Source organism: Streptomyces sp. ISL-98, assembly GCF_018614055.1.
Classification (GTDB): domain Bacteria; phylum Actinomycetota; class Actinomycetes; order Streptomycetales; family Streptomycetaceae; genus Streptomyces; species Streptomyces spiramyceticus.
In genome coordinates, this window is sequence record NZ_JAGGPB010000006.1 from 40,510 (window position 1) to 63,041 (window position 22,532).

The 22,532-nt window shown below is 69.7% G+C and carries 21 protein-coding genes; 10 read left to right on the top strand and 11 right to left on the bottom strand.

The features are described 5' to 3' along the window. Positions 1 to 2: 2 nt before the first annotated feature. The gene (locus tag J7I98_RS07045) at positions 3 to 1,628 is read right to left on the bottom strand and encodes a peptide-N4-asparagine amidase (protein ID WP_214919721.1); all 1,626 of its coding nucleotides are present in this window, start codon (positions 1,626 to 1,628) and stop codon (positions 3 to 5) included. A gap of 157 nt (positions 1,629 to 1,785) precedes the next feature. On the opposite strand from J7I98_RS07045, the gene J7I98_RS07050 reads away from it, so the two are divergent. From J7I98_RS07050 to J7I98_RS07060, 3 genes are all read left to right on the top strand, one after another. Further along, positions 1,786 to 3,657: an ABC transporter ATP-binding protein gene (locus tag J7I98_RS07050; RefSeq protein ID WP_214919873.1), complete on the top strand. Its 1,872-nt coding sequence runs from the start codon at positions 1,786 to 1,788 to the stop codon at positions 3,655 to 3,657. Beyond that, positions 3,654 to 5,435 (top strand): ABC transporter ATP-binding protein, encoded by a 1,782-nt coding sequence (locus J7I98_RS07055; protein ID WP_214919722.1) that lies wholly within the window; start codon positions 3,654 to 3,656, stop codon positions 5,433 to 5,435. Before J7I98_RS07050 ends, J7I98_RS07055 begins: the two co-directional genes overlap by 4 nt. 114 nt (positions 5,436 to 5,549) lie before the next feature. Further along, complete coding sequence (locus tag J7I98_RS07060; protein WP_214919723.1) at positions 5,550 to 6,566, top strand: ferritin-like protein; 1,017 nt, start codon at positions 5,550 to 5,552, stop codon at positions 6,564 to 6,566. Positions 6,567 to 6,638: 72 nt separating this feature from the next. Here J7I98_RS07060 and J7I98_RS07065 read toward each other — a convergent pair whose 3' ends face one another. Next, positions 6,639 to 7,430, bottom strand: a complete 792-nt coding sequence (locus J7I98_RS07065) for a metal-dependent hydrolase (RefSeq protein ID WP_214919724.1) — start codon at positions 7,428 to 7,430, stop codon at positions 6,639 to 6,641. 121 nt (positions 7,431 to 7,551) lie between these two features. On the opposite strand from J7I98_RS07065, the gene J7I98_RS07070 reads away from it, so the two are divergent. Together J7I98_RS07070 and J7I98_RS07075 are read left to right on the top strand one after the other, a co-directional pair. Continuing rightward, complete coding sequence (locus J7I98_RS07070; protein WP_214919725.1) at positions 7,552 to 10,065, top strand: RNA helicase; 2,514 nt, start codon at positions 7,552 to 7,554, stop codon at positions 10,063 to 10,065. Positions 10,066 to 10,159: 94 nt separating this feature from the next. Then, on the top strand, positions 10,160 to 11,035 hold the full coding sequence (locus J7I98_RS07075) for an acyl-CoA thioesterase II (RefSeq protein ID WP_214919726.1): 876 nt from the start codon (positions 10,160 to 10,162) through the stop codon (positions 11,033 to 11,035). Positions 11,036 to 11,064: 29 nt separating this feature from the next. Here J7I98_RS07075 and J7I98_RS07080 read toward each other — a convergent pair whose 3' ends face one another. The 6 genes from J7I98_RS07080 to J7I98_RS07105 all read right to left on the bottom strand — a co-directional run bounded on the left by J7I98_RS07080 (position 11,065) and on the right by J7I98_RS07105 (position 14,744). Then, positions 11,065 to 11,478, bottom strand: coding sequence for a family 16 glycosylhydrolase (locus J7I98_RS07080; RefSeq protein WP_214919727.1), 414 nt, complete (start codon positions 11,476 to 11,478; stop codon positions 11,065 to 11,067). After that, entirely contained in the window at positions 11,400 to 11,834 is a 435-nt protein-coding gene (locus J7I98_RS07085; protein ID WP_214919728.1) for a glycoside hydrolase family 16 protein, read from the bottom strand. The genes J7I98_RS07080 and J7I98_RS07085 overlap by 79 nt, the downstream gene beginning before the upstream one ends. Positions 11,835 to 12,216: 382 nt before the next feature. Further along, complete coding sequence (locus J7I98_RS07090) at positions 12,217 to 13,188, bottom strand: hydroxyacid dehydrogenase (protein WP_214919874.1); 972 nt, start codon at positions 13,186 to 13,188, stop codon at positions 12,217 to 12,219. A 66-nt stretch (positions 13,189 to 13,254) separates the two neighbouring features. Beyond that, the gene (locus J7I98_RS07095) at positions 13,255 to 13,887 is read right to left on the bottom strand and encodes a carbohydrate ABC transporter permease (RefSeq protein ID WP_214919729.1); all 633 of its coding nucleotides are present in this window, start codon (positions 13,885 to 13,887) and stop codon (positions 13,255 to 13,257) included. Then, positions 13,800 to 14,021, bottom strand: a complete 222-nt coding sequence (locus J7I98_RS07100) for a hypothetical protein (protein WP_214919730.1) — start codon at positions 14,019 to 14,021, stop codon at positions 13,800 to 13,802. The genes J7I98_RS07095 and J7I98_RS07100 overlap by 88 nt, the downstream gene beginning before the upstream one ends. Before the next feature lie 111 nt (positions 14,022 to 14,132). After that, entirely contained in the window at positions 14,133 to 14,744 is a 612-nt protein-coding gene (locus J7I98_RS07105; protein WP_214919731.1) for a hypothetical protein, read from the bottom strand. A gap of 191 nt (positions 14,745 to 14,935) precedes the next feature. Between J7I98_RS07105 and J7I98_RS07110 the strand changes: the two genes are divergently transcribed. From J7I98_RS07110 to J7I98_RS07120, 3 genes are read left to right on the top strand one after another with little or no spacing between them, the layout of a single operon-like run. Beyond that, the gene (locus J7I98_RS07110) at positions 14,936 to 16,111 is read left to right on the top strand and encodes a sensor histidine kinase (protein WP_214919732.1); all 1,176 of its coding nucleotides are present in this window, start codon (positions 14,936 to 14,938) and stop codon (positions 16,109 to 16,111) included. Between the two features lie 4 nt (positions 16,112 to 16,115). Further along, positions 16,116 to 16,832 carry a response regulator transcription factor gene (locus J7I98_RS07115; RefSeq protein ID WP_214919733.1) on the top strand — a complete coding sequence of 239 codons (717 nt, stop codon included), beginning with the start codon at positions 16,116 to 16,118 and terminating at the stop codon, positions 16,830 to 16,832. Further along, positions 16,829 to 17,500: a hypothetical protein gene (locus tag J7I98_RS07120; protein WP_251020269.1), complete on the top strand. Its 672-nt coding sequence runs from the start codon at positions 16,829 to 16,831 to the stop codon at positions 17,498 to 17,500. Before J7I98_RS07115 ends, J7I98_RS07120 begins: the two co-directional genes overlap by 4 nt. Positions 17,501 to 17,509: 9 nt before the next feature. On the opposite strand, the gene J7I98_RS07125 is transcribed toward J7I98_RS07120, so the two are convergent. After that, on the bottom strand, positions 17,510 to 18,988 hold the full coding sequence (locus J7I98_RS07125) for a SulP family inorganic anion transporter (RefSeq protein WP_374225085.1): 1,479 nt from the start codon (positions 18,986 to 18,988) through the stop codon (positions 17,510 to 17,512). 180 nt (positions 18,989 to 19,168) lie between these two features. Here J7I98_RS07125 and J7I98_RS07130 point away from each other — a divergent pair, with 180 nt between their 5' ends. After that, entirely contained in the window at positions 19,169 to 19,657 is a 489-nt protein-coding gene (locus J7I98_RS07130; RefSeq protein ID WP_214919734.1) for a glutathione peroxidase, read from the top strand. Between the two features lie 100 nt (positions 19,658 to 19,757). Here the strand turns inward: J7I98_RS07130 and J7I98_RS07135 are convergent, their stop codons facing one another. Then, entirely contained in the window at positions 19,758 to 21,023 is a 1,266-nt protein-coding gene (locus tag J7I98_RS07135; protein ID WP_214919735.1) for an acyl-CoA dehydrogenase family protein, read from the bottom strand. A gap of 166 nt (positions 21,024 to 21,189) precedes the next feature. Between J7I98_RS07135 and J7I98_RS07140 the strand changes: the two genes are divergently transcribed. After that, complete coding sequence (locus J7I98_RS07140) at positions 21,190 to 21,840, top strand: TetR family transcriptional regulator (protein WP_214919736.1); 651 nt, start codon at positions 21,190 to 21,192, stop codon at positions 21,838 to 21,840. A gap of 13 nt (positions 21,841 to 21,853) precedes the next feature. Here the strand turns inward: J7I98_RS07140 and def are convergent, their stop codons facing one another. Next, the gene (def, locus tag J7I98_RS07145) at positions 21,854 to 22,387 is read right to left on the bottom strand and encodes a peptide deformylase (RefSeq protein ID WP_214919737.1); all 534 of its coding nucleotides are present in this window, start codon (positions 22,385 to 22,387) and stop codon (positions 21,854 to 21,856) included. Positions 22,388 to 22,532 lie beyond the last annotated feature (145 nt).

Sequence of the window (22,532 nt, forward strand, 5' to 3'; positions counted from 1 at the left end):
TTTCAACAGTGCAGCCGGTCCTCCGTCACCGTCCCCTGGACCGTCCTCAGGCTCCGGTCGTAGCACCCGGCCGACCCCCGGAGCCGGTAGCGCTCGCTCGTCGTGCCCACCGCGTGCCGCTGGTCGCGCGGCACGTTCGCCGTGTACGTCGCGTCGCCCTCGTACGCGTCGTCGAACCGCGACCACGACACCCGCTTGCCGCCCCGCAGGACGCTGGTGTCGGCCCGGTCCCCGAGGGCCAGCACCGTCCGCAGCCGGTCGCCCGCGCCCAGCGTCGTCGTACCGTCCATCGTGTACGTACGGTGGGCGCGCACAGCGCGGGAGGGCCCACGCCCGTCGGTGGTGACCGTCTCGTCGTCCGTCCACTTCCCCTTGAGCGCGTCGAGGTTCTCGCCCTCGGTCCAGCGGTGGACGGACGTATTGGCGAGCGTGCGGTCGACGGTGGTCCGGATGCGCCCGTGCGAGGTGTTCACGTATCCGGAGACGGTGAGCCGGTGGCCGCCCGTGGTGTCGAGGCGGTGTTCAGAACCGGCCGTGTACGTCGTGGAGTTGACCGGCACGCCGTTCTGGTGCCGGGTCAGCGCGCCCGTGACCACCTCGCGGCCTTCGTCCTGCCAGACCAGCACATTGACGGGCGTGCTCCAGCCGGTCTGCCCCTCGGGAACACCGACGACGGACACCTCGACGCGGTGCGGGCGGCCGTCGTTGAGCCTGCCCGCGAAGGGCGTCAGGTCGTACTGGATGGGCTTGATGTCGAAGGCCCGCGGGCCCGGGATCACGTACCAGAGGAAGGGGTTGGACCAGCCGCCCGTCCAGACTGTCGGGAACGGCGCGGCGATTCCCGCGAGTTGTCCGTCGACCTTGATCTGGACCTCGCGGTAGGGGCCGTCCGGCGTCTTGCAGGAGTACGGCGCCTCCTCGGGGACGGACAGGTACCAGTACTCCTCGCAGCCGCCGCCCGAGCCCGTCGCGTACACCTCGGCGAGTATGCGCTCGGAGTTGCGCGGGGTGGTGAGCGAGTCGCTGTCCAGGGTGAGGACGCGGTCCGGGGCCGCGGCGGGCTTGGTGTGGCCCTCGGCGGCGTAGAAGGTCAGCTTCGCCTTGACATCGATGACACCGGTGTACGTCTCGTTGACGACATTCCCGATGAGCATCTCGACGGGCTGCTCGCGGCGCAGTGTGTCGCTGTAGCGCGTGACGTCCTTCTCGACGGACCAGGTGATGCCGTCGGGCGAGGGCTGCGGAGTGGACGTGCGGAGCACCTCGACTCCGCCGATGTGGAGGTAACCGAGGCGGTCGTACTGCCGCCCGGCGACCTTTCCCTCCAGGCGGAGCACGACTTTGCTCCACCGGTCGCCGCATCCCTTCGGCGGTGCGTAGCCGCCCTTGAACGGCGTGAAATCGCGGAACTGCGCCTCGGCGACGGTCACTTGGCAGGAGCGCGTGTCCGGGACCTCGACGGGCGGTGCGGCGGTCACGGGGTCGTGCCAGTCCCTGCCGAACTCGGCGGGCGGCTCGTCACCCGCGGCTGCAGTCACGGTTGCCGCGCCGGCCTGGCCTGCGCCGAAAACCGATCCCGCGGCCAGGGCCAGGCCCGCGAGCATGCTCATGACTCTTCGTCGTCTCATGCGTCAGGAGTGAAGCGTGGGACGGTCCGGAGCGCCAGACCGGGGTGTTCGATCTTGGCGCGTTCTGTGTCCTGGCGCCCATAAATCGATTGTGTTGTGCGGTGGAAAAAGGTGAGCCTTGCACGGTTTCAGCCAACACACCGAGCCGTGGGACGTCATGCAGATTCGCGATCTTCCGTATCCCGATCCGGGCGTCCCCGACGTACGGTCCGGGCCCCGATTCCTGCTGTGGCTCGGGCGCAACCAGCTCGGCGGGCAGCTCAAGTCGATGTCCTGGGGACTGTTGCACCAGTGCGGCGTCGCCGGTCTCCCGCTGGGCGTGGGCCTCGCCGTGCAGGCCGTGGTGGACGGATCCGGCAGTGGCCTCGCGCTCGCCGCCGGGCTGATCGCCCTGCTGGGTGTGGCCGTCGTCGTCGGCGACACCATGCTGCACAGGACCGCCGTCACCAACTGGATCACCGCTGCGGCGCGCGTGCAGCAGCTGCTGGCCCGCAAGACCGCGGAGCTGGGCTCGGCCCTGACCCGCAGAGTCGCGGCGGGCGAGGTCGTCGCGGTCTCCACCGGCGACGTCGAGAAGATCGGCTGGTTCGTCGAGGCGCTCTCACGCTTCGCCGCCGCCGCCGTCGCGCTCGTCGTCGTCTGCACGGGACTGCTGATCTACCAGCCCGCGCTCGGCATCGTCGTTGCGATCGGTGTGCCCGTACTGGCGCTGGCCGTACTGCCGTTGCTGCCTGCGGCGACCCGGCGGGCCGACACCCAGCGCGAGCTGGCGGGCAAGGCCACCGAGCTGGCCTCCGACACCGTCGCCGGACTGCGCGTACTGCGCGGCATCGGCGGCGAGGAGCTGTTCCTCGGCCGTTACCGCCGCGCCTCGCAGGAGGTACGACAAGCGGCTGTGCGCAGTGCCCGCATGTGGTCGCTGATCTCCGCGATCCAGGTGCTGCTGCCCGGTCTGCTGCTGATCACGGTCGTCCTGTACGGCGCGAAGCTCACGCTCGACGGGAAGGTCACGGTCGGTGAACTGGTCACCGTGTACAGCGCGGTGACCCTGCTGCTGTACCCGCTGGGGCACTTCGAGGAGATCGCCATGGCGTACTCCTTCTCGCGTCCTTCGGCGAAGCGGGCCGCGCGGGTGCTGTCGCTGGAACGCACGGCGTCCGCGACGGGCGGCGAGTCCGGGGCGGAGTCCGGCGTCATGGCTCCGAGCGGCGACCTGTACGACCCGGCCTCCGGGCTGCTCGCACCCGCGGGCCGCTTCACTGCCGTGGTGTGCGGCGACCCGGACGTGGCGGGCCGGCTCGCGGAGCGGCTCGGTGGGCACCCCACGACGGACACCACGGCGGACGCCACAGCAGAAACCACGGCGGACACCGACGAGAAGTCGCCTTCGGTGCTGCTCGGCGGGGTGGCGCTCGACGAGCTGCCGCTGAGCGCCGCGCGGACCGCCGTCCTCGTCCAGGACAAGGACCCGGTGCTGCTGTCCGGCACCCTCAGCGACCTGTTCGACGTGCCCGCTTCGGGCAAGGTCGCCGCCGCGAACGCGCTGGACGCGGCCCAGTGCGACGACGTACTGGCCGCACTCGCCCAGGCGTCGGCAGACGACGGTGACGGCGATCCGATGCGTACCCGGATCACCGAGCGCGGGCGCTCGCTGTCCGGCGGGCAGCGGCAGCGCCTCGCCCTGGCCCGCTCGCTGGTGACCGACCCGCAGGTCCTCGTCCTGGACGAGCCGACCTCCGCCGTCGATTCGCACACCGAAGCGCGGGTCGCCGCGGGGGTGAAGAAGCTGCGTACGGGACGTACGACGGTCGTCTTCGCCTCGTCGCCGTTGCTGCTCGACCAGGCCGACCGGGTGGTGCTCGTCCACGACGGCGAGGTCGCCGCGGTGGGCGTGCACCGCGAACTGCTGCACAGCGAACCGCGCTACCGCGCGGTCGTCACCCGCGAGACCGAGGAAGAGATCGCGCGGGCACTGGCTCTCCAGGAGCACCTTCAAGAGGAACTTCAAGAAATCGAGGAATCGGCATGATCGGCGTGGCGCCACCGGCGTACGACCCGGCCGCACCGGAGTCGGCGACGACCCTGCCCGTCGGCAGTCCCGCGACCGTGCGGACCTATGTGGGCGAGCTGATGAGGCGTCACCGCAAGGCATTCGCGGTGCTCGTGTCGTTCAACGCGATCGCGGTCGTCGCCTCGATGGCGGGCCCGTACCTGCTGGGCTCGCTCGTCGAGGACCTGGCGACCGGGGTGCGCGAGCTCCGTCTGGAGCGCATTGTGGCGGTGTTCACGATCGCCCTCGTCGTCCAGACCGTCTTCACCCGGCAGATGCGGCTGCGCGCCGCGATGCTCGGCGAGGAGATGCTGGCCGACCTGCGTGAGGACTTCCTCGTACGCTCCGTCGGCCTGCCGCCGGGTGTACTGGAGCGGGCCGGCACCGGCGATCTGCTGTCGCGCATCACCACCGACATCGACCGGCTGGCGAACGCGATGCGCGAGGCCGTGCCGCAGCTCGCCATCGGTGTGGTGTGGGCCGGGCTGCTGATCGGCGGCCTCGTCGTCACCGCGCCGCCGCTGGCCCTGGCCGTCCTGGTGGCTGTGCCCGTGCTGGTCATCGGCTGCCGCTGGTACTTCAGGCGGGCCCCTTCGGCGTACCGCTCCGAGGCGGCGGGCTATGCGGGGGTCGCGGCGATGCTGGCCGAGACGGTCGACGCGGGCCGGACGATCGAGGCGCACCGCCTCGGCGGCCGCCGGGTGGCGCTGTCCGAGCAGCGGGTCAGGGAGTGGACGGCATGGGAGCGGTACACGCTGTGGCTGCGGTCCGTGCTCTTCCCCGTCATCAACGTCACGCACATCACGATCCTGTGCTCCGTGGTGCTGATCGGCGGTGTCTTCGTACTGGAGGGCTGGATCAACGTCGGCCAGCTGACGACGGGCGCCCTGCTGGCGCAGATGCTGGTGGACCCCGTCAACCTCATCCTGCGCTGGTACGACGAGCTCCAGGTGGCCCAGGTTTCGCTGGCCCGCCTCGTCGGCGTACGGGAGATCGAGCCGGACGCCGGAGACACGCGCGTCGCGCCCGACGGGCGTACGGTGCGGGCCGACGCCGTGCACTTCGGGTACCGGGCGGACGTCGACGTACTGCACAAGGTGACCCTGGACGTCGCACCCGGAACGCGGCTCGCCCTGGTGGGCCCTTCGGGTGCGGGCAAGTCGACGCTGGGACGGCTGCTGGCCGGGATCTACGCGCCGCGCACGGGTGAAGTGACGCTGGGCGGGGCGGAGTTGTCGCAGATGCCGGCCGAGCGGGTGCGCGAGCACGTGGCGCTGGTCAACCAGGAGCACCATGTCTTCGTGGGCTCCCTGCGCGACAACCTGCTGCTGGCCCGTACGGGTGCGGACGACGCGGAGCTGTGGGCGGCGCTGGGCGCGGTGGACGCGGACGGCTGGGCGCGGGCGCTGGACGACGGCCTCGACACCGAGGTCGGCTCGGGCGGCCATGCGCTCACTCCGGCACAGGCACAGCAGATCGCGCTGGCCCGGCTGGTGCTGGCCGACCCGCACACGCTGGTCCTGGACGAGGCGACGTCGCTGCTCGACCCGCGGGCCGCGCGTCATCTGGAGCGGTCGCTGGCGCGGGTGCTCGACGGCCGTACGGTCGTGGCGATCGCGCACCGGCTGCACACCGCGCACGACGCGGATGTGATCGCGGTGGTCGAGGGAGGCCGGATCAGCGAGCTGGGCAGCCACGACGACCTGGTGGCGGCGGAGGGCGCGTACGCGGCGCTCTGGCGGTCCTGGCACGGATAGCGATTGCCGGGTGGGCGGCGCGTCATCCCGTAACCGAAAGAGATCGGCCATTACTTTCGGTAATCACGATGGCCGTCGTCGCCCGCCCCGCCGCCGAAGTGAACGGAGTCCGCCGTGACCACCACCCTGGAACCGACGTCGATCGTTGAACTGCTCGACGTTCCGCCGGAGAAGAGAGGCCTCAAATGGATCCACGAGAGCCTCCAGACCGCCGTCACTCTCGAACTGTCCACTCTCCCGCCGTACCTCTGCGCCTGGTGGTCGGTCAAAGACCCCAATGAAGAGGCTGCGCAGATCATCAGAAGCATCGTCTTCGACGAGATGTTCCACATGGGTCTCGCGTGCAACATGCTGGCCTCGATCGGTGGCATTCCGCAGATCCTCACCGCCGCCAAATCCCTCAAATACCCCGGCGAACTTCCTGGACGCGTACGTCCGGGGCTCGAGGTGTACCTCTCCAGGCTCAATCAGGACTCCGCGAAGATGTTCATGGCGATCGAGAAGCCCGAGCATCCCCTCGCCGAGTTCGACAGCGCGCCGACGATCGGCAAGTTCTACGACGGGATCCGGGACGCGTTCATGAGCCTCCCGTCCGAACCGCAGATCGACACCCGGCGGCAGATGAAGGGGAACGTCGGCGACAACAAGCTCACGATTCTCAAGAATCGCGAGGACATTGTGCGCGCGATCAACGTGATCAAAGAGCAGGGCGAAGGCACCGACAAGATGCCGAACGACCCCCACATCGCGGGCGAATTGGCGCATTACTACAAGTTCGGAGAGATCGCCTACAACAAGCGGCTCAGACTGGTCCAGCGCGACCCGGACAAGTGGGAATTCAAGGGCGGCTACGTCAAGGACCCCGACATGTACTTCATGGCCAAGATGGAGAAGCGCCCCTGGCCCATCCGCAGCCCGAAGGCAGATCCGCTCCTCATGGCATTCAACAAGACGTACACCGAGACGCTCCGGCTCCTGGAAAAGGCATGGGCGGACGGAGACGAGACGGCATTCGGCGAGTCGTTCCTGGCGATGAAGGCCATGCGGAAGATCGCGGTGGATCTGATGCAGATCAAGCGTCCGGACGGCGAGGACATCGCCACGTACGGCCCCGAGTTCCTCGTCGTCTGATTCCTCGTCGTCCGATTCACCGCCCCACTCTCCGTGAGGACGCGGCGCCGGGCCCGAGGGCCCGGCGCCGGATCAGATGAAGTTCAGCGCCGCCGCGCCGCCCACTCCCCCGAGCAGCATGAACACCGGCATCAGCACCTTCAGCTCCACCCAGCTCCCGGCGCGGAAGCGGATCGCCTTCGGCGGGCCGATCGGGTACCAGCGCTTGCGGCCCACCGGGATCGGCCACAGGATCGGGCAGCCCGAGACGGTGAGCGCGTCGCCGATGTCGTGCACCAGGGCGCCGAGGACGATCGGCAGGCCGAGCCACAGGTACTCCTGGCCGTCACCGGTGAAGAGCCAGTCGGCGCCGTTGCCCGGTTTGTCCAGTACGCCCGCCAGGATCCACGCACTGGTCGCGCCGAGGAGCCACACCAGGACGTCGCTGGACACCCGGGCGGCCCGCCACAGCAGGCCCTCCACCGCCAGGACGAGGTGGATGAAGAGGAGCACGAGGACGGCCCAGCGCCCGCCGGTGTACGCCACGGCGGATGCGCCGGCGCCGATCATGACCGCCCACAGCCAGGTGTGGGTGAGGGTGCGGTGGCCGCCGGTCCTGCGGGCGTCGCCGGGCTTTTTCGTCGCCTTGTAGACGGCGTACGACAGCTTGTCGACGATCTCGCACAGGCCCTTCGATACGGGGCCGAAGGCGCGCGAGATGGTCGCGGACTTGTGGTCGAGGTCGGGTGCGAGCGCCGCGCCCGCGCAGATCAGCGCTCCGACGACGAGTACGGGCCAGGGCATCGGATGGCCCGCGGCGGCCGCCGCCGCCCCCACCCCCAGCCAGGCCGCTGCTCCTGACAGTGAGTGTGCCGGTCCCATCATGATTGTTCCCGCCCCATTTGCTCTTGTGCTGTGGCCCAGTTGACACGGCAGCGTATCGCCCGTGATCTTCGTACGGCCGTCCGGTTCCCTCTTGAAGGGGGAAGCCAGGCAAGATGGGGGTGTGACCCTTATCGATCAGCTGCCTCCGTCCGCCGACCCCGATGCCCTCTTCGAGGCTTTCTCCGCATGGGCCGAGGGCCAGGGCATCAGCCTCTACCCCGCCCAGGAGGAGGCACTGATCGAGGTGGTCTCGGGTGCGAATGTGATCTTGTCCACCCCCACTGGCTCCGGAAAGAGCCTGGTCGCGGCGGGTGCGCACTTCACCGCGCTGGCTCAGGACAAGGTCACCTTCTACACCGCGCCGATCAAGGCGCTGGTCTCGGAGAAGTTCTTCGACCTGTGCAAGCTCTTCGGCACGGAGAACGTCGGGATGCTGACGGGCGACGCGTCCGTCAACGCCGACGCCCCGGTCATCTGCTGCACCGCCGAGGTGCTGGCCTCCATCGCGCTGCGCGACGGAAAGCACGCCGACATCGGCCAGGTCGTGATGGACGAGTTCCACTTCTATGCGGAACAGGACCGCGGCTGGGCCTGGCAGATTCCGCTGCTCGAACTTCCGCAGGCGCAGTTCGTCCTCATGTCGGCAACGCTCGGCGACGTCGCGATGTTCGAGAAGGACCTCACTCGGCGTACGGGCCGCCCGACGTCGGTCGTGCGCTCCGCGACCCGTCCGGTCCCGCTGTCGTACGAGTACCGCCTCACTCCCATCACGGAGACGCTGACCGAGCTCCTGGAGACCAAGCAGGCACCGGTCTACATCGTCCACTTCACGCAGGCGGCGGCCGTCGAGCGGGCGCAGTCGCTGATGAGCATCAACATGTGCTCGCGCGAGGAGAAGGACCAGATCGCCGACCTGATCGGCAGCTTCCGCTTCACCACGAAGTTCGGCAAGAACCTCTCGCGGTACGTCCGCCACGGGATCGGCGTGCACCACGCGGGCATGCTGCCCAAGTACCGCCGCCTGGTGGAAAAGCTCGCGCAGGCCGGTCTGCTGAAGGTCATCTGCGGTACGGACACGCTCGGCGTCGGCGTCAACGTGCCCATCCGCACGGTCCTGTTCACCGCGCTGACGAAGTACGACGGCACGCGGGTACGTACGCTCCGCGCCCGGGAGTTCCACCAGATCGCGGGCCGCGCCGGCCGGGCCGGCTTCGACACGGCGGGCTTCGTCGTCGCGCAGGCGCCCGAGCACGTCGTCGAGAACGAGAAGGCACTCGCGAAGGCGGGCGACGACCCGAAGAAGCGCCGCAAGGTGGTCCGCAAGAAGGCACCGGAGGGCTTCGTCGCCTGGTCGGACACCACCTTCGAGAAGCTCATCAAGTCCGACCCCGAGCCGCTGACTTCGCGCTTCCGGGTCACGCACACCATGCTGCTCTCGGTCATCGCACGCCCCGGCAACGCCTTCGAGGCGATGCGCCGCCTCCTGGAGGACAACCACGAGCCGCGCAAGGCGCAGCTGCGGCACATCCGCAGGGCCATCGCCATCTACCGCTCGCTGCTCGGCGGCGGTGTCGTCGAGCAGCTGAAGACGCCGGACGCCGAGGGCCGGATCGTGCGGCTGACGGTCGATCTGCAGCAGGACTTCGCGCTCAACCAGCCGCTGTCGACGTTCGCGCTGGCCGCGTTCGATCTGCTGGACCCGGATTCTCCGTCGTACGCCCTGGACATGGTGTCCGTGGTCGAGTCCACGCTCGACGACCCGCGCCAGATCCTCGCCGCCCAGCAGAACAAGGCGCGCGGCGAGGCCGTCGGCCAGATGAAGGCGGACGGCGTCGAGTACGAGGAGCGGATGGAGCGGCTCCAGGACGTCATGTATCCGAAGCCGCTGGACGAGCTGCTGTGGCACGCGTACAACGTCTACCGCAAGAGCCACCCGTGGGTCGGTGACCACCCGGTGTCACCGAAGTCCGTGATCCGCGACATGTACGAGCGGGCCATGACCTTCGCCGAGTTCACCTCGCACTACGAACTCGCCCGCACCGAGGGCATTGTGCTGCGCTACCTCGCGGGCGCGTACAAGGCTCTTGAGCACACCATCCCCGACGACCTCAAGTCGGAGGACCTCGAAGACCTCATCGCCTGGCTCGGCGAGCTGGTCCGCCAGGTCGACTCCAGCCTCCTCGACGAGTGGGAGCAGCTCGCCAACCCCGAGGTGGAGACGGCCGAGCAGGCGCAGGAGCGCGCCGACCAGGTCAAGCCGGTCACGGCCAACTCGCGGGCCTTCCGGGTGCTCGTACGCAACGCCATGTTCCGCCGGGTCGAGCTGGCGGCTCTGGACCACGTCCGCGAGCTGGGCGAGATGGACGGCGAGTCCGGCTGGGACGAGGACGCGTGGGGCGAGGCCATGGACGCGTACTGGGACGAGTACGAGGACCTGGGCACCGGGCCGGACGCGCGCGGGCCCAAGCTGCTGATGATCGAGGAGGACGCCGAGCACGGCCTGTGGCGCGTCCGCCAGACGTTCGCCGACCCGAACGGCGACCATGACTGGGGTATCAGTGCCGAGGTCGATCTCGCGGCCTCCGACGAGGAGGGGCGGGCGGTCGTCCGCGTCACCTCTGTCGGTCAGCTCTAGAAGCGCCCGCTCTGGAAGCATCGGCACTGGAAGCATCAGTTCTGGAAGCGTCAGCAGCAACAGCGTCTGCAGTAGAACCAAGGAGAAGCGCCCGGTGACGACGAATCCCGCCGAACGGCTCGTTGATCTGCTCGACCTGGAGCAGATCGAGGTCAACATCTTCCGCGGCCGCAGCCCGCAGGAGTCCCTGCAACGCGTCTTCGGCGGGCAGGTCGCCGGCCAGGCTTTGGTCGCGGCCGGCCGTACGACCGAGGGCGAGCGGCCCGTGCACTCGCTGCACGCGTACTTCCTGCGGCCGGGCCGCCCCGGTGTGCCGATCGTCTACCAGGTGGAGCGGGTGCGGGACGGGCGTTCCTTCACGACCCGCCGGGTCACGGCCGTCCAGCAGGGCCGCACGATCTTCAACCTCACCGCCTCCTTCCACCAGCCGGAGGAGGCCGCCTTCGAGCACCAGCTGCCGCCGCGCCTGGAGTTCCCGGAGCCGGATGCGCTGCCGAAGGTCGTCGACGAGATCCGCGAGCACCTCGGAACGCTGCCCGAGTCGCTGGAGCGGATGGCACGGCGCCAGCCGTTCGACATCCGGTACGTCGACCGGCTGCGCTGGACGACCGAGCAGGTCAAGGAGGCGGATCCGCGCAGCGCCGTCTGGATGCGGGCGGTCGGACCGCTGGGCGACGACCAGCTCGTTCATACGTGCGCGCTGGCGTACGCGAGCGACATGACGCTGCTCGACGCGGTCCGTATCCCGATCGAGCCGCTGTGGGGGCCGCGCAATTTCGACATCGCGTCGCTGGACCACGCGATGTGGTTCCACCGGCCGTTCCGGGCGGACGAGTGGTTCCTGTACGACCAGGAGTCCCCCATCGCGACCGGCGCCCGGGGACTGGCGCGCGGCCGCATCTACGACCGCGCGGGCAATCTGCTCGTCTCCGTGGTCCAGGAAGGTCTGTTCCGCCGGCTGCCCGCGTGAGTGCGGTGGTCGCGTAGGGACGGCGGCGCTCACTGCCAGACGCGGATCCAGTCGACGTACATCGTCGAGCGGTAGTCGAGCGGCGCCGTCGTCACATCGCCCTCGGCCCAGTCCAGGACCTCGTGGGAGAGGATCGGATACTCCTTCACCTGGCTGATCAGCTTCGGGTCGGTGACGGTACGCACGATCTGGCCGTCGCACGTGAACTCCATGCGGGAGGGCGTCCAGTTGAGTCCGATGGTCTGGTAGTGCGTGGTGTGCAGCGCGGGGGCGGCGACGACCTGTGCGGACTGCTGGTGGTCGGCGCCGTAGCCGTCGTAGTGGATGGTCGCGGCGTACTTGTCGGCCTTGTACGCGCTCTCCATCAGGTCGATCTCCGCACCGTCCTCGGCGCTGCCCTTGATGGTGCCCCAGCTGTGCGTCTGGAGCCAGACGGCACCCAAGTGGCCTCGGTGGGCGGGACATGGACGCGCACTTCGAGCGTGCCGTGGGTGAAGTCGAAGATGCCGTCGGTGTCGACGCGGCCGCCCGCGTACTGATCAGTACCCAGCTTGCGCAGGTCGATGGCGAGGTTGCCGCCGTTCTCCGGTATCACGTGGACGTTGGCCGGTTTGCACCACCAGCGGATGCCGTCGGTGCGGCCGGATTCGGTGCGCTCCTGGTCGCGCACGTTCCACTTGGTGGTGTCGAGCGCCGAGCCCGTGAACTCGTCGCTGAACACCAGAGTGCGGGAGGGCCCGGACTCGGCGGTGCCGCCGAGCAGGGCGGTGACCAGCACGGCGGCCGCCAGGGGGCGCATATCGCAATCATCGTGACTCCCTTGTCAGACGAGGTGCTGGCAGAAGCGGGCGCCCAGTTCGTGCTGGCCTGCTCGTACTACGACCCGAAGGCGGAGGACGCGGCGATCGCCGAACTGCTGGCGGCCGGGTGCACGGGCTGCTGCTGGTGCCCGGCCTGCACGCCTCCGACGATCCGCACGGGGTACGGACGAACTGCGGCCGGGCCGGGAAGTCCAGCCCGTCCAGCATTTGAGGACACTCCCCCAGACTTCGTCCGGGGGGACCCCCAAAGGCGTCCCGGGGTCTGGGGGCTTGCCCCCACGCGACGGCAGCCGCAAATGTCACAGCCGGGAAGGGGCGGGTAGGGGAACGCGCCGCAGGCGACCCGCACCGTCCCCGCGGTCAAGCGATGCGTGGCAAGTCCTCCGCCCGTACCTCCCCCACCAGCGCATCGCCCGCCGCAAATCGCTCCACCTCCGCGACCGCGAACGCGCCCAGCAGCCGTACCTCCGTACCCATCGCCCCCGCGACATGCGGCGTGACCAGCACATTCGGCAAGGTCAGCAAGACGTGGGCCAGCGGCAGCGGTTCGGGGTCGGTGACGTCGAGTACCGCGTCGATGCGGCCGGCCGCGCAGTGCTCCGCCAGCGCCTCGGTGTCCACGAGCCCACCGCGCGCCGTATTGATGAGCACCGCACCGTCCCGCAGCAGCCCGAGCGCCCGCGCGTCGATGAGATGCCGGGTCCCGGGCAGCAGCGGCGCGTGCAGCGTCACGATGTCCGAGGCCCTCAACAGCGCGTCCAGGCCTACCAGTTCCGCGCCGAGCGCATCCGCGTCCGCCGCCCCCAGATACGGGTCGTGCACCAGCAGCCGCACCCCCGCCCCGGCCAGTCGCCCCAGCACCAGCCGCCCGATCTTCGAGGCCCCGATGACGCCGACCGTACGGTCGTGGAGGCCGGTCGTCGGGGAGACCGTCAGGTCCTGGGGCCGGCCCGCCCGGTACTCGCCCGCCGCGCGGAACGCCCGTTTGGCCGACAGTTGGATCGCGGCGACCGTGTACGCGGCGACCGGAGCCGCGTTGGCGGGCGCGGCGGACGAGACGGTGATGCCGCGTTCCCAGACCGCGGCGGCGAGCACCTGCTTGACCGAGCCCGCCGCGTGCATGACGGCCCTCAGCCGCGGTGCGTCGGCGAGCACGCCCGCGTCAACCACCGGGCAGCCCCACCCCGAGATCAGCACATCCGCACGGGCCAGCGCCTTGCGCGCCTCCGGCCGCCCGAAATCGTCGACCACAAGGTCCGGCACGTCGCAGACCGCGGCCAGCCGCGCCCGTACGCCGTCGGGGAGAGCCAGCGCGGCCACGTCCTGGCGCATGGCGATGAGAGCCGTAAGTCGAGGTGACACAGTCGACACAGTGCGGTTTGCCTTTCCAATCGCCGGCTACTTGCCGGATCCGAGCGTCATGCCCTCGATGATGCGGCGGCCGAGCCAGACGTACAGCGCGACAAGCGGCAGGACGACCACCGCGATGCCCGCGAAGAGACCGCCCCAGTCCGCGCCGTTGTACTGCATCTGCTGCATGAAGCCGAGCAGCGGCAGTGTCTGCAGTTCCTGCTCCTGGATGAAGACCAGTGCGAAGAAGGTCTCTCCCCAGTGGTTGATGACGTTGAGCAGCAGCAGGGTGATCAGCCCGGAGCGCGCCAGCGGCAGCATGATCCGCCAGAAGGTGTACGAGGGGGAGGCGCCGTCCAGGGCCGCCGCCTCCTCCAGTTCGGCGGGCAGCGGCCGGAAGAAGCCGGTGAGGAAGAAGACTGCGAACGGCATCGACGTCGCGGTGCAGAGCAGCCACAGTCCCCGGAGGTTGTTGACCAGGCTCAGCGGCGCCATCACCTGGTACAGCGGCAGGAACGCCGCATGGGCGGGGATGCCGAGGCCGATGGCGAAGAGCGAGGTGCCCGCGCCGGCGCTCCGCGCGCCCAGCCTGCTCAGCGCTTGACCTTGATGCCGGTCTCGGCGGTGAAGTCCTCGATCGCGGCGGAGAGCGCCTTCTGCTGCGGCTCGCCCTGCTTCCACATCGACCAGTACGTGAGCTCCTTGCCGCTGCCCGCCGACGTGCTCCCCGCCGCGCCGCCGCATCCGGTCGGCCCGAGAGCGAGCGCGCCGGCCGCGCTCATGGCCGCGGTCCGGCGCATCCACCGTCTGTTCATCGCCCTGCTCCTCAACACCGTCGTTGGCTGTTGAGCGGCAGGTTTACAGACTCTTCAAGAGTGCAATCAATAAGCATTCTGCGAATTGATGCCGAAACTCTCGTCGATTGTTTACTTCGCGGAAGGGTTCTCCGGCATGACGTGCTCGACCTTGAAGTTGCCGCTCTCGACCGTCTCGTACGGCGCCGCGCTCAGGCACTTCGGCACCTTCATCGTGTCGATGCTGCCCACGGCCCAGCTGTAGCCGACTCGGTCGCGCTTGCCGCTGTCCAGGGCGGTGAAGCCGACGCGCTTGCCGACGATTCCGGAGGGGTGGTCGGAGCGCGTGATGATGCCGGTGGCGGTGGCGACCGGGCCGCCGGTCAGCAGGCAGTCGATGCGCCCTTCGGCGTACGCGCCCTGCTTGCCGTCGGCGGTGTAGTGGCTGAAGCGGAAGGTGCCGCGCGAGGTGCCCGCGGGGGCGTCCGGCTCGTCGGGCTCGGCGGGGGCGAAACCGTGGGCGTCGAAGGAGAAGTTCACGCGCTGGCCGTCCTTGCGGTACATCTTGGCGGAGCCGGTGAGGCTGGACTCCTTCGGCGCCTTCTTCGCCTGGGTCTGCGCTTGCGGCTTGGCGTGGGCTTCGCCCGACGCCGAGGCATTGGCGGAGGCGGCGAGACCACCGATGGCGGCCAGTGCGGCGAGGCTTGCGACGGCCGTACGGATCGTGGTGCTGCTGCGCAACATGATGAACTCCCTTTTCACGGCGGCTGGTTGAGCCGCTGTTCGGTGTGGCATCAGCTTCCGCCGCCGGGCCAGGCTGCGACCATCGGCCGATCGGGAGATCCACAACGCGGCCCGGCCTGGCCTCTGTGCCGTTCGGCAGAGGCGGACGGACCGGCCCGGGCCATAGGGTCGTAGACGTGAAGATCATGGGCATGGCACACAGGGACCGTGTCGTCATAGGCGCCGCCTGGTGCGTCGCCACCCTCGCTCTGGGTGCCGGGCCCGCACCGGCGCTCGCGGCCGTCGCCATCGCGCTCGGCGCGGCCGGATGCTTGCCGCGCTCACGCCGGTGGACCGGGGTTGCCGCGGGCGCTGCCGGAGCCCTGCTCCTCGTAGCCACGTTCGTCTGGCCGGGACACGGCACACGTACGGGCTCGGCGTGGCAACTCGTCGCAGCAGCAGCGGCGTTGGTGCTGCTGACCGCCGCCGCACGCTGGGCACCGCGCCCGCAGCTCCTCGCCGGCGGCGGCCTTGCCGCCACGGCAGTCGCCCTGTGGACGCTTCCGCTCGTGCCGTCCGCGTCCTTCTTCGAGTACGTCGGCCTGGCGGCCTTCTGGACCGTGCCCGTGATCGGTGCACTCGTGGTCGGCGGCTACCCGCGCTCGATGGAACGCCGCAGGCACCTGGCCGTTGTCGCCGCCCGCCGCGCCCAGCAGCTCGAACTCGCCCACGACCTCCACGACTTCGTCGCCCACGACGTCAGCGGCATCGTCGTCCAGGCCCAGGCGGCCCGTTTCGTGGCGCAGAACGACCCGGCGGCGGCCGCCCTGGCACTGGAGCGGATCGAGCGGGCGGGGCTCGCGGCCCTGGCGTCGATCGACCGTACGGTACGCATGCTGCACACGGCGGACGAATCCGGCGAAGACCTACCCCCGGCCGGCGCCCGTACAGCACTCCCCGGAACGGACCAACTCGCCACCCTCATAGACCGGTTCAGCGATACGGGTCGCACCCGCGCCCGCCTCGACATCGCCCCCGGCGCAGCCGAGGTGCTCTCCCGCGAGGGCGCCGCGACCGTCCACCGGGTCGTGGTGGAGGCGCTGACCAACGTCCGCCGGCACGCACCAGGAGCGGCCGAGGTGGAGGTCGCACTCACCACGGACCGTACGACCGTCGAGGTGACGATCACCAACGACGGCGGCCGCCGCCCCTCGTCGCTGCCTCCCCTCCCCCGCTTCGAACGCGGAGGCAGCGGAGGCACCGGCCTGCCGGCCCTGGCCGAACGCGTCCGAGCGTCAGGAGGCACCTTCACCTGGGGCCCGCACCAAGGGGGTTGGCGGGTGACGGCGGCCCTCCCCGCCACCGGAGCAGAGGCCACGGCATCATGATCCCGTGACCACCCGCATCCTGATAGCCGACGACCAGGAAGACGTACGCAGCGGCTTCCGGCTCATCCTCGACTCGCAGCCCGACATGACCGTCGTCGGGGAAGCTGCCGACGGTGCGGCCGCCGTCGAGCTGGCCCGCGCGCTGCGCCCGGACGTCGTCCTGGCCGACATCCGGATGCCACGGCTCGACGGCCTGGAGGTCACCCGGCTGCTGGCAGGCCCAGGCACCGAGCACCCCATCCACGTCATCGTCGTGACGACCTTCGACGTCGACGACTACGTACACACCGCGCTGCGCAACGGAGCCTGCGGTTTCCTGCTGAAGCGTTCGGGCCCCAATCTGCTGATCGAGGGCATACGGGCGGCGATGGCCGGGGACACGCTCATCAGCCCGCAGCTGACCGTCCGGCTGCTGCGCCAACTGTCCGCGACGGAGCCGGGACCGACCCGTACTTCCCCCACCCGTCCCGCCGCTCCCGCTGCTCCCGACCCGCTCACCGCCCGGGAGCGGGAGATCGCCCTGCTCGTCGCGCGCGGCCTGACCAACGCGGAGGTCGGCGCGGAGTTGTTCATCTCGCCGGGCACCGCCAAGACCCACATCGCCAACATCCAGGCGAAGCTCCGCGCCCGTAACCGCGTCGGCATCGCCGCGTGGGTCTGGGAGACCGGCCTCGCCGGTGACGGGCCGGATTCCGTACGACCGAGAGGAAATCAGCGATGAGCGCCGTCCTGCGGCTGTGGTCCGAGCCCCGGACCGACTCGCACGAGGTGAAACACCAGGTGAAGTACGCGGCGACGGCGACCGAGCCCGCGCACGTGGTCGCCCACGCGGAGCGCGAACTGCCGCCCGGAGGCGTCCCCGCGTATCTTGCGGCGCGCAAGGACGGCATACGTTCCTTCGTCCTGTGGGCCGACCCTTACCGCCAACGCCGGATCGCCACCGTCGTCACCAAGTCGGCTTCCGACTGCGTCGCCACGTACCAAGTGCTGGGCGAGCAGGGCGAAGTCGTCGGCGCTCTCACCCGCGAGAAGGCCCTGTCGGGCAACGGCTTGCGCACCCGCTGGACCGTGGCGCAGACCGGCGCGCCGGAAGCCGTGGGCTTCAAGGGCCGGATTTTCTGGTGGTACGTGTGGTGGCTGCTCTTCCCCGTCCAGGCCGCGATCGCCGTAGGAAGCATTTTGTCGGGCAGCGGCGACGTCGCGCGCGGCCCGCGCCGGATCATCTGGCGCACCCGGGGCAAGGACGCCGTACTGGAGTTCCGGTCGAACGACGACGAAGTGCAGGTCCACGCTGAGTGGGTCGACTGGCGGCTCGCCGCCGCACTGCTGCTGCTGATGCGCAGCTTCGAGAGCTGGCTGGGCTCCCCCTGGGACGACAAAAAAGCGTGAGCGCTTGGGCTAGGGGGTGCCGAGTTCGCCGCTGAGGCTGCCGTGGCGTTCGGCGCTGTCCCGGTTCAGGCCGACGATCTCCACGGTCTTTCCGCGGCCCTCGTACTTGGTGGTGATCGCGTCGAGCGCCGCCACCGACGAGGCGTCCCAGATGTGGGCGGCGGAGAGGTCCATGACGACGTTCTCCGGGTCGTCCTTGTAGTTGAACCGGGTCACCAGGTCGTTGCTGGAGGCGAAGAACAGCTCGCCGGTCACGGTGTAGACCGTCCGCCGCCCGTCGGGGTCCGTGACCGGGCTGACCTCGACGAGGTGGGCGACGCGCTTGGCGAAGATGACCATGGCGGTGATCGAGCCGACCACCACACCGATGGCCAGGTTGTGGGTCGCCACCACGCAGGCGACGGTGATCACCATGACCGTGATCTCGCCCGTCGGCATCCGCCGGAGCGTCGCGGGCGCGATCGAGTGCCAGTCGAAGGTGCCGACGCAGACCAGGATCATGACGGCGACCAGCGCGGCCATGGGGATGTCGGAGACGACCGGCCCGAAGACGATGCACAGGATCATCAGGAAGACGCCCGCGAGGAAGGTCGAGAGGCGGGTCCGCGCGCCGGACGTCTTCACGTTGATCATGGTCTGGCCGATCATGGCGCAGCCGCCCATGCCGCCGAAGAAGCCCGTCACGATGTTGGCGACGCCCTGGCCGATCGACTCGCGGGTCTTGTTCGAGTGGGTGTCGGTGATCTCGTCGACCAGCTTGGCCGTCATCAGCGACTCCATCAGCCCGACCAGCGCCATCGCGAACGCGTACGGGGCGATCGTCGTCAGCGTGTCCAGCGTGAACGGCACGTCGGGCAGGCCCGGCATCGGCAGCGAGGACGGCAGCTCACCCTTGTCCCCCACCGTCGGTACGGCGATCCCCGCGGCCAGCGTGATGACCGTGAGGATCACGATGGAAACCAGCGGCGCCGGTACGGCCCTGGTGATCCTCGGGAAGAGCACCATCAGCACCAGCCCGCCCGCGACCAGCGGATAGACGCCCCAGGGCACGTCCGTCAGCTCCGGCACCTGCGCCATGAAGATCAGAATCGCGAGGGCGTTGACGAAGCCCACCATCACGGAGCGCGGTACGAACCGCATCAGCCGGGCCACTCCCAGCGCCCCCAGGACGATCTGGAAGATGCCGCCCAGGATCACGGCCGCGACCAGGTAGCCGAAGCCGTGCTCGCGGTTGAGCGGGGCGATGACCAGGGCGACGGCGCCGGTCGCCGCCGAGATCATGGCGGGCCGGCCGCCGAAGACCGCGATGGTGACAGCCATCGTGAACGACGCGAACAGACCGACGCCCGGGTCCACTCCGGCGATGATCGAGAACGAGATCGCCTCGGGGATCAGCGCGAGCGCGACAACCAGACCGGCCAGCACCTCCGTGCGCAGAATCTTCGGGGACAGCCAGGACGGGCGGGCAGGCAGGAGCAGCGTCTGCAAGGCGGAGGGAACCTGTCGTACGGAGGGAAGAGCGGGACCGGAAGCCGGGCCGGCGACACCATCGGCTCCAGCAGGCTCGGGCAACGATATCCGGCCCCGGAAGGCAGGGCCGTCGGCGGCGGGCCCGCCTGTCTCTGGAACAGTACGGGTCAGAGACCAGCAAGCTATGAGGAGACGGCGATGAGCCTGTACGACATCCCCCTGCGCACCCTGACCGGCGAGCCGGTGACCCTTGAGGCTTACAGGGGCAAGGCGGTACTGGTGGTGAACGTCGCGTCGAAGTGCGGCCTGACGCCGCAGTACGCGGGCCTTGAGCGGCTCCAGCAGACGTACGCGGACCGGGGCTTCACCGTGCTCGGTGTGCCGTGCAACCAGTTCGCGGGCCAGGAGCCGGGCAGCTCGGACGAGATCCAGACCTTCTGCTCGGCGAGCTACGGCGTGACGTTCCCGCTGCTGGAGAAGATCGAGGTGAACGGCGACCACCGCCACCCCCTGTACGCCGAGCTGACGCAGGTCAACGACGCCGACGGCGAGGCCGGCGACATCCAGTGGAACTTCGAGAAGTTCGTGATCTCCGGCGAGGGTGAGGTCGTCGGCCGCTTCCGTCCGCGCACCGAGCCGGAGGCGGCCGAGATAGTGGCCGCCATCGAGGCGCACCTTCCCGCCTGACTTCGCCACACATGAAGGCGCACGAAGGCGCATGAGGGCGCCGTCCCCGCCCCCACGGCGGAGACGGCGCCTTCGTACGTCCGCGGGTCGTCAGCGGTCGTCAGCGGATCGGCATGCCCGACAGCGTGCGGGCGATCACCAGGCGCTGGATCTCGCTCGTGCCTTCGAAGATCGTGTAGATCGCTGCGTCACGGTGCATGCGCTCCACCGGGTACTCCCGCGTGAAACCGTTGCCGCCGAGGATCTGGACGGCCTGCGCCGTGACCTTCTTGGCCGTCTCGCTGGCGTACAGCTTCGACATGGACCCCTCGGCCGAGGTGAACGGCTTGCCCGTGGTCGCCATCCAGGAAGCCCGCCACACCAGCAGCCGCGCCGCGTCGATCTGGGTGCGCATGTCGGCGAGCTGGAAGGCGATGCCCTGATTGTCGATGATCGGGCGACCGAACTGCTCGCGGGTCTTGGCATAGTCGAGCGCGACCTCGTACGCGGCACGGGCGGTACCCACCGCCATCGCACCCACAGCCGGGCGGGACGCCTCGAAGGTGGCCATCGCGGCGTTCTTGACGCGCTCGCCGCCCTTCTGAGCGCTCCCCCAGCCTTCGGCCGGGGGGACCCCCATCTCGCTTCGCTCGCGTGACCGGGCGAGGCGCTCGTCGAGCTTGCCCTTTCCGCCGAGCAGGCAGTGGCCGGGGACGCGTACGTCCTCCAGTACGACCTCGGCGGTGTGAGAGGCGCGGATGCCGTGCTTCTTGAACTTCTGCCCCTGGGACAGACCTGGCGTACCGGGCGGAATGATGAAGGAGGCGTGGCCCTTGGAGCCGAGCTCGGGGTCGACGAGGGCGACGACGACGTGGACGTTGGCGATGCCGCCGTTGGTCGCCCAGGTCTTGGTGCCGTTCAGCACCCACTCGTCCTTGGCGCCGTCGTACACCGCCCGGGTACGCATCGCCGAGACGTCGGATCCGGCGTCCGGCTCGGAGGAGCAGAAGGCGGCGACCTTGACGTCGGAAGCGTCGCCGTACATCTGGGGGATCCAGGTGCCGATCTGCTCCTCGGTGCCGTTCGCGAGGACGCCCACGGCGGCCAGGCCCGTACCGACGATGGAGAGTCCGATGCCCGCGTCGCCCCAGAACAGCTCCTCCATCGCCATCGGGATGCCGAGACCCGTCGGGTCGAAGAACTGCTGCGCGTAGAAGTCCAGGGAGTAGATGCCGACCTTGGCGGCCTCCTGGATCACGGGCCAGGGAGTCTCCTCACGCTCGTCCCACTCGGCGGCGGCCGGGCGCATCACATCGGCGGCGAACCCGTGAATCCAGTCGCGGACCTGCTTCTGGTCATCGTTGAGTTCGAGCGTGAACTCGGCCATGTCCCCTCCAGCACTGCTTCAATTTCATGCGTTACCTGCGGTAACCGGAGTCTGTTACCAGCAAGTAGGAGCTGTCAACCGCAGTCCTCCGGACCGGCGGCAACCGCCGCCATGGTGTTACGTTTCGCAGGCGTCACGGAATCGCAGTTGGGCGGGGAGACACACCATGGACACCACACAGCAGGACGAGCAGCAGCAGCGCTCGGCGGCCGCACGGCGGCGGCGGGAACTGCTCGAAGCCGCGGATCGTGTGGTGCTCAGGGACGGTCCGCAGGCCTCCATGAACGCCATAGCCGCCGAGGCGGGCATCACCAAGCCCATCCTCTACCGGCACTTCGGCGACAAGGGCGGCCTCTACCGGGCCCTGGCCAAGCGCCACACCGACGCCTTGCTCGACGCCCTGCGGGCGGCGGTCGACGCGCCCGCCGACCGGCGCGAGCGGGTCGAGGCGACCCTTGACACCTACCTCGCCGCGATCGAGGCGCTGCCCGAGGTGTACCGGTTCCTGATGCACCCCGCCGAGGACGCGCACCAGCCCGAGCAGGGCTTCGACGTCGGCCGCCACTCGGCGCCGCTGCTGCGCCGGCTCGGCGAGGAACTGGCGAAGGTGATCGCCGAACGCGTGGACCTCGGGCCGGAGAGCGAACTGCTGGCCCGGGTATGGGGCCACGGCATCGTCGGCATGATGCACGCGGCCGGCGACTGGTGGCTGGGTGAACGCCCGTGCTCCCGCAAGGTGTTGGTGTCCAGCCTCGCCGACCTGCTGTGGGGCCGGCTGGCCACGGCAGGCGACCGCGTGGGCGCCCCCGGCTTCTGACGGCGCCGGCGGCCTACCAGCCCGCCCGGCGGGCGGCGCGCAGTGCGCGCGCCCGCCGCCACCCCGTGAGCCGGTCCGTATAGACCTGGCCGTCCAGGTGGTCGCACTCGTGCTGGAGGCAGCGGGCGAAGAACCCGGTGCCTTCTATGCGGACGGGCTCGCCCGTGACCGAGGCTCCCTCCACGAGCGCCCGGTCGAAGCGCTCCGTGCCCGCTTCGAGGCCCGGGAGCGACAGGCAGCCCTCCGGACCGCGTACGGTGATGCCGTCGGCCTCGACCAGTCGTGGGTTGACGATGTGCCCCACGTGCCGGACGTCCTCGTCGTCCGGGCAGTCGTAGACGAAGACGCGCAGCGGTACGCCGACCTGGTTGGCCGCGAGGCCGACTCCCTGGGCCGCGTACATCGTCGCGTACATGTCCTCGACGAGCCGGGCCAGCGAGGGGCCGAACTCGGTCACGGTGTCGCAGGAGGCGTGCAGCACCTCGGCGCCGAACAATGTCATGGGTCGAACGAGCCCGGAACTGCCGGGAATCGGGCGGTGTCGCATGGCGGCAAGCGTACGTTCCACCGGAGCCGACGGCGTCCCCGGTGGTGCCGGGGTTCGGGGCCCAGGCGGTATCTCGATAGGCTGAGCCCCGACGTTGACCGGTGGACCTGGGGCAAGTGCGGCGCCGGATGCAAGGAGGATCAGT

Coding starts and splice junctions, on each gene's coding strand:
- J7I98_RS07045 (WP_214919721.1), bottom strand. CDS start 1,628: ATGAGACGACGAAGAGTCATGAGCATGCTCGCGGGCCTGGCCCTGGCC.
- J7I98_RS07050 (WP_214919873.1), top strand. CDS start 1,786: ATGCAGATTCGCGATCTTCCGTATCCCGATCCGGGCGTCCCCGACGTA.
- J7I98_RS07055 (WP_214919722.1), top strand. CDS start 3,654: ATGATCGGCGTGGCGCCACCGGCGTACGACCCGGCCGCACCGGAGTCG.
- J7I98_RS07065 (WP_214919724.1), bottom strand. CDS start 7,430: ATGATGGGACCGGCACACTCACTGTCAGGAGCAGCGGCCTGGCTGGGG.
- J7I98_RS07085 (WP_214919728.1), bottom strand. CDS start 11,834: ATGCGCCCCCTGGCGGCCGCCGTGCTGGTCACCGCCCTGCTCGGCGGC.
- J7I98_RS07090 (WP_214919874.1), bottom strand. CDS start 13,188: ATGCGCCAGGACGTGGCCGCGCTGGCTCTCCCCGACGGCGTACGGGCG.
- J7I98_RS07100 (WP_214919730.1), bottom strand. CDS start 14,021: ATGAACAGACGGTGGATGCGCCGGACCGCGGCCATGAGCGCGGCCGGC.
- J7I98_RS07105 (WP_214919731.1), bottom strand. CDS start 14,744: ATGTTGCGCAGCAGCACCACGATCCGTACGGCCGTCGCAAGCCTCGCC.
- J7I98_RS07110 (WP_214919732.1), top strand. CDS start 14,936: ATGGCACACAGGGACCGTGTCGTCATAGGCGCCGCCTGGTGCGTCGCC.
- J7I98_RS07120 (WP_251020269.1), top strand. CDS start 16,829: ATGAGCGCCGTCCTGCGGCTGTGGTCCGAGCCCCGGACCGACTCGCAC.
- J7I98_RS07130 (WP_214919734.1), top strand. CDS start 19,169: ATGAGCCTGTACGACATCCCCCTGCGCACCCTGACCGGCGAGCCGGTG.
- J7I98_RS07135 (WP_214919735.1), bottom strand. CDS start 21,023: ATGGCCGAGTTCACGCTCGAACTCAACGATGACCAGAAGCAGGTCCGC.
- J7I98_RS07140 (WP_214919736.1), top strand. CDS start 21,190: ATGGACACCACACAGCAGGACGAGCAGCAGCAGCGCTCGGCGGCCGCA.
- def (WP_214919737.1), bottom strand. CDS start 22,387: ATGCGACACCGCCCGATTCCCGGCAGTTCCGGGCTCGTTCGACCCATG.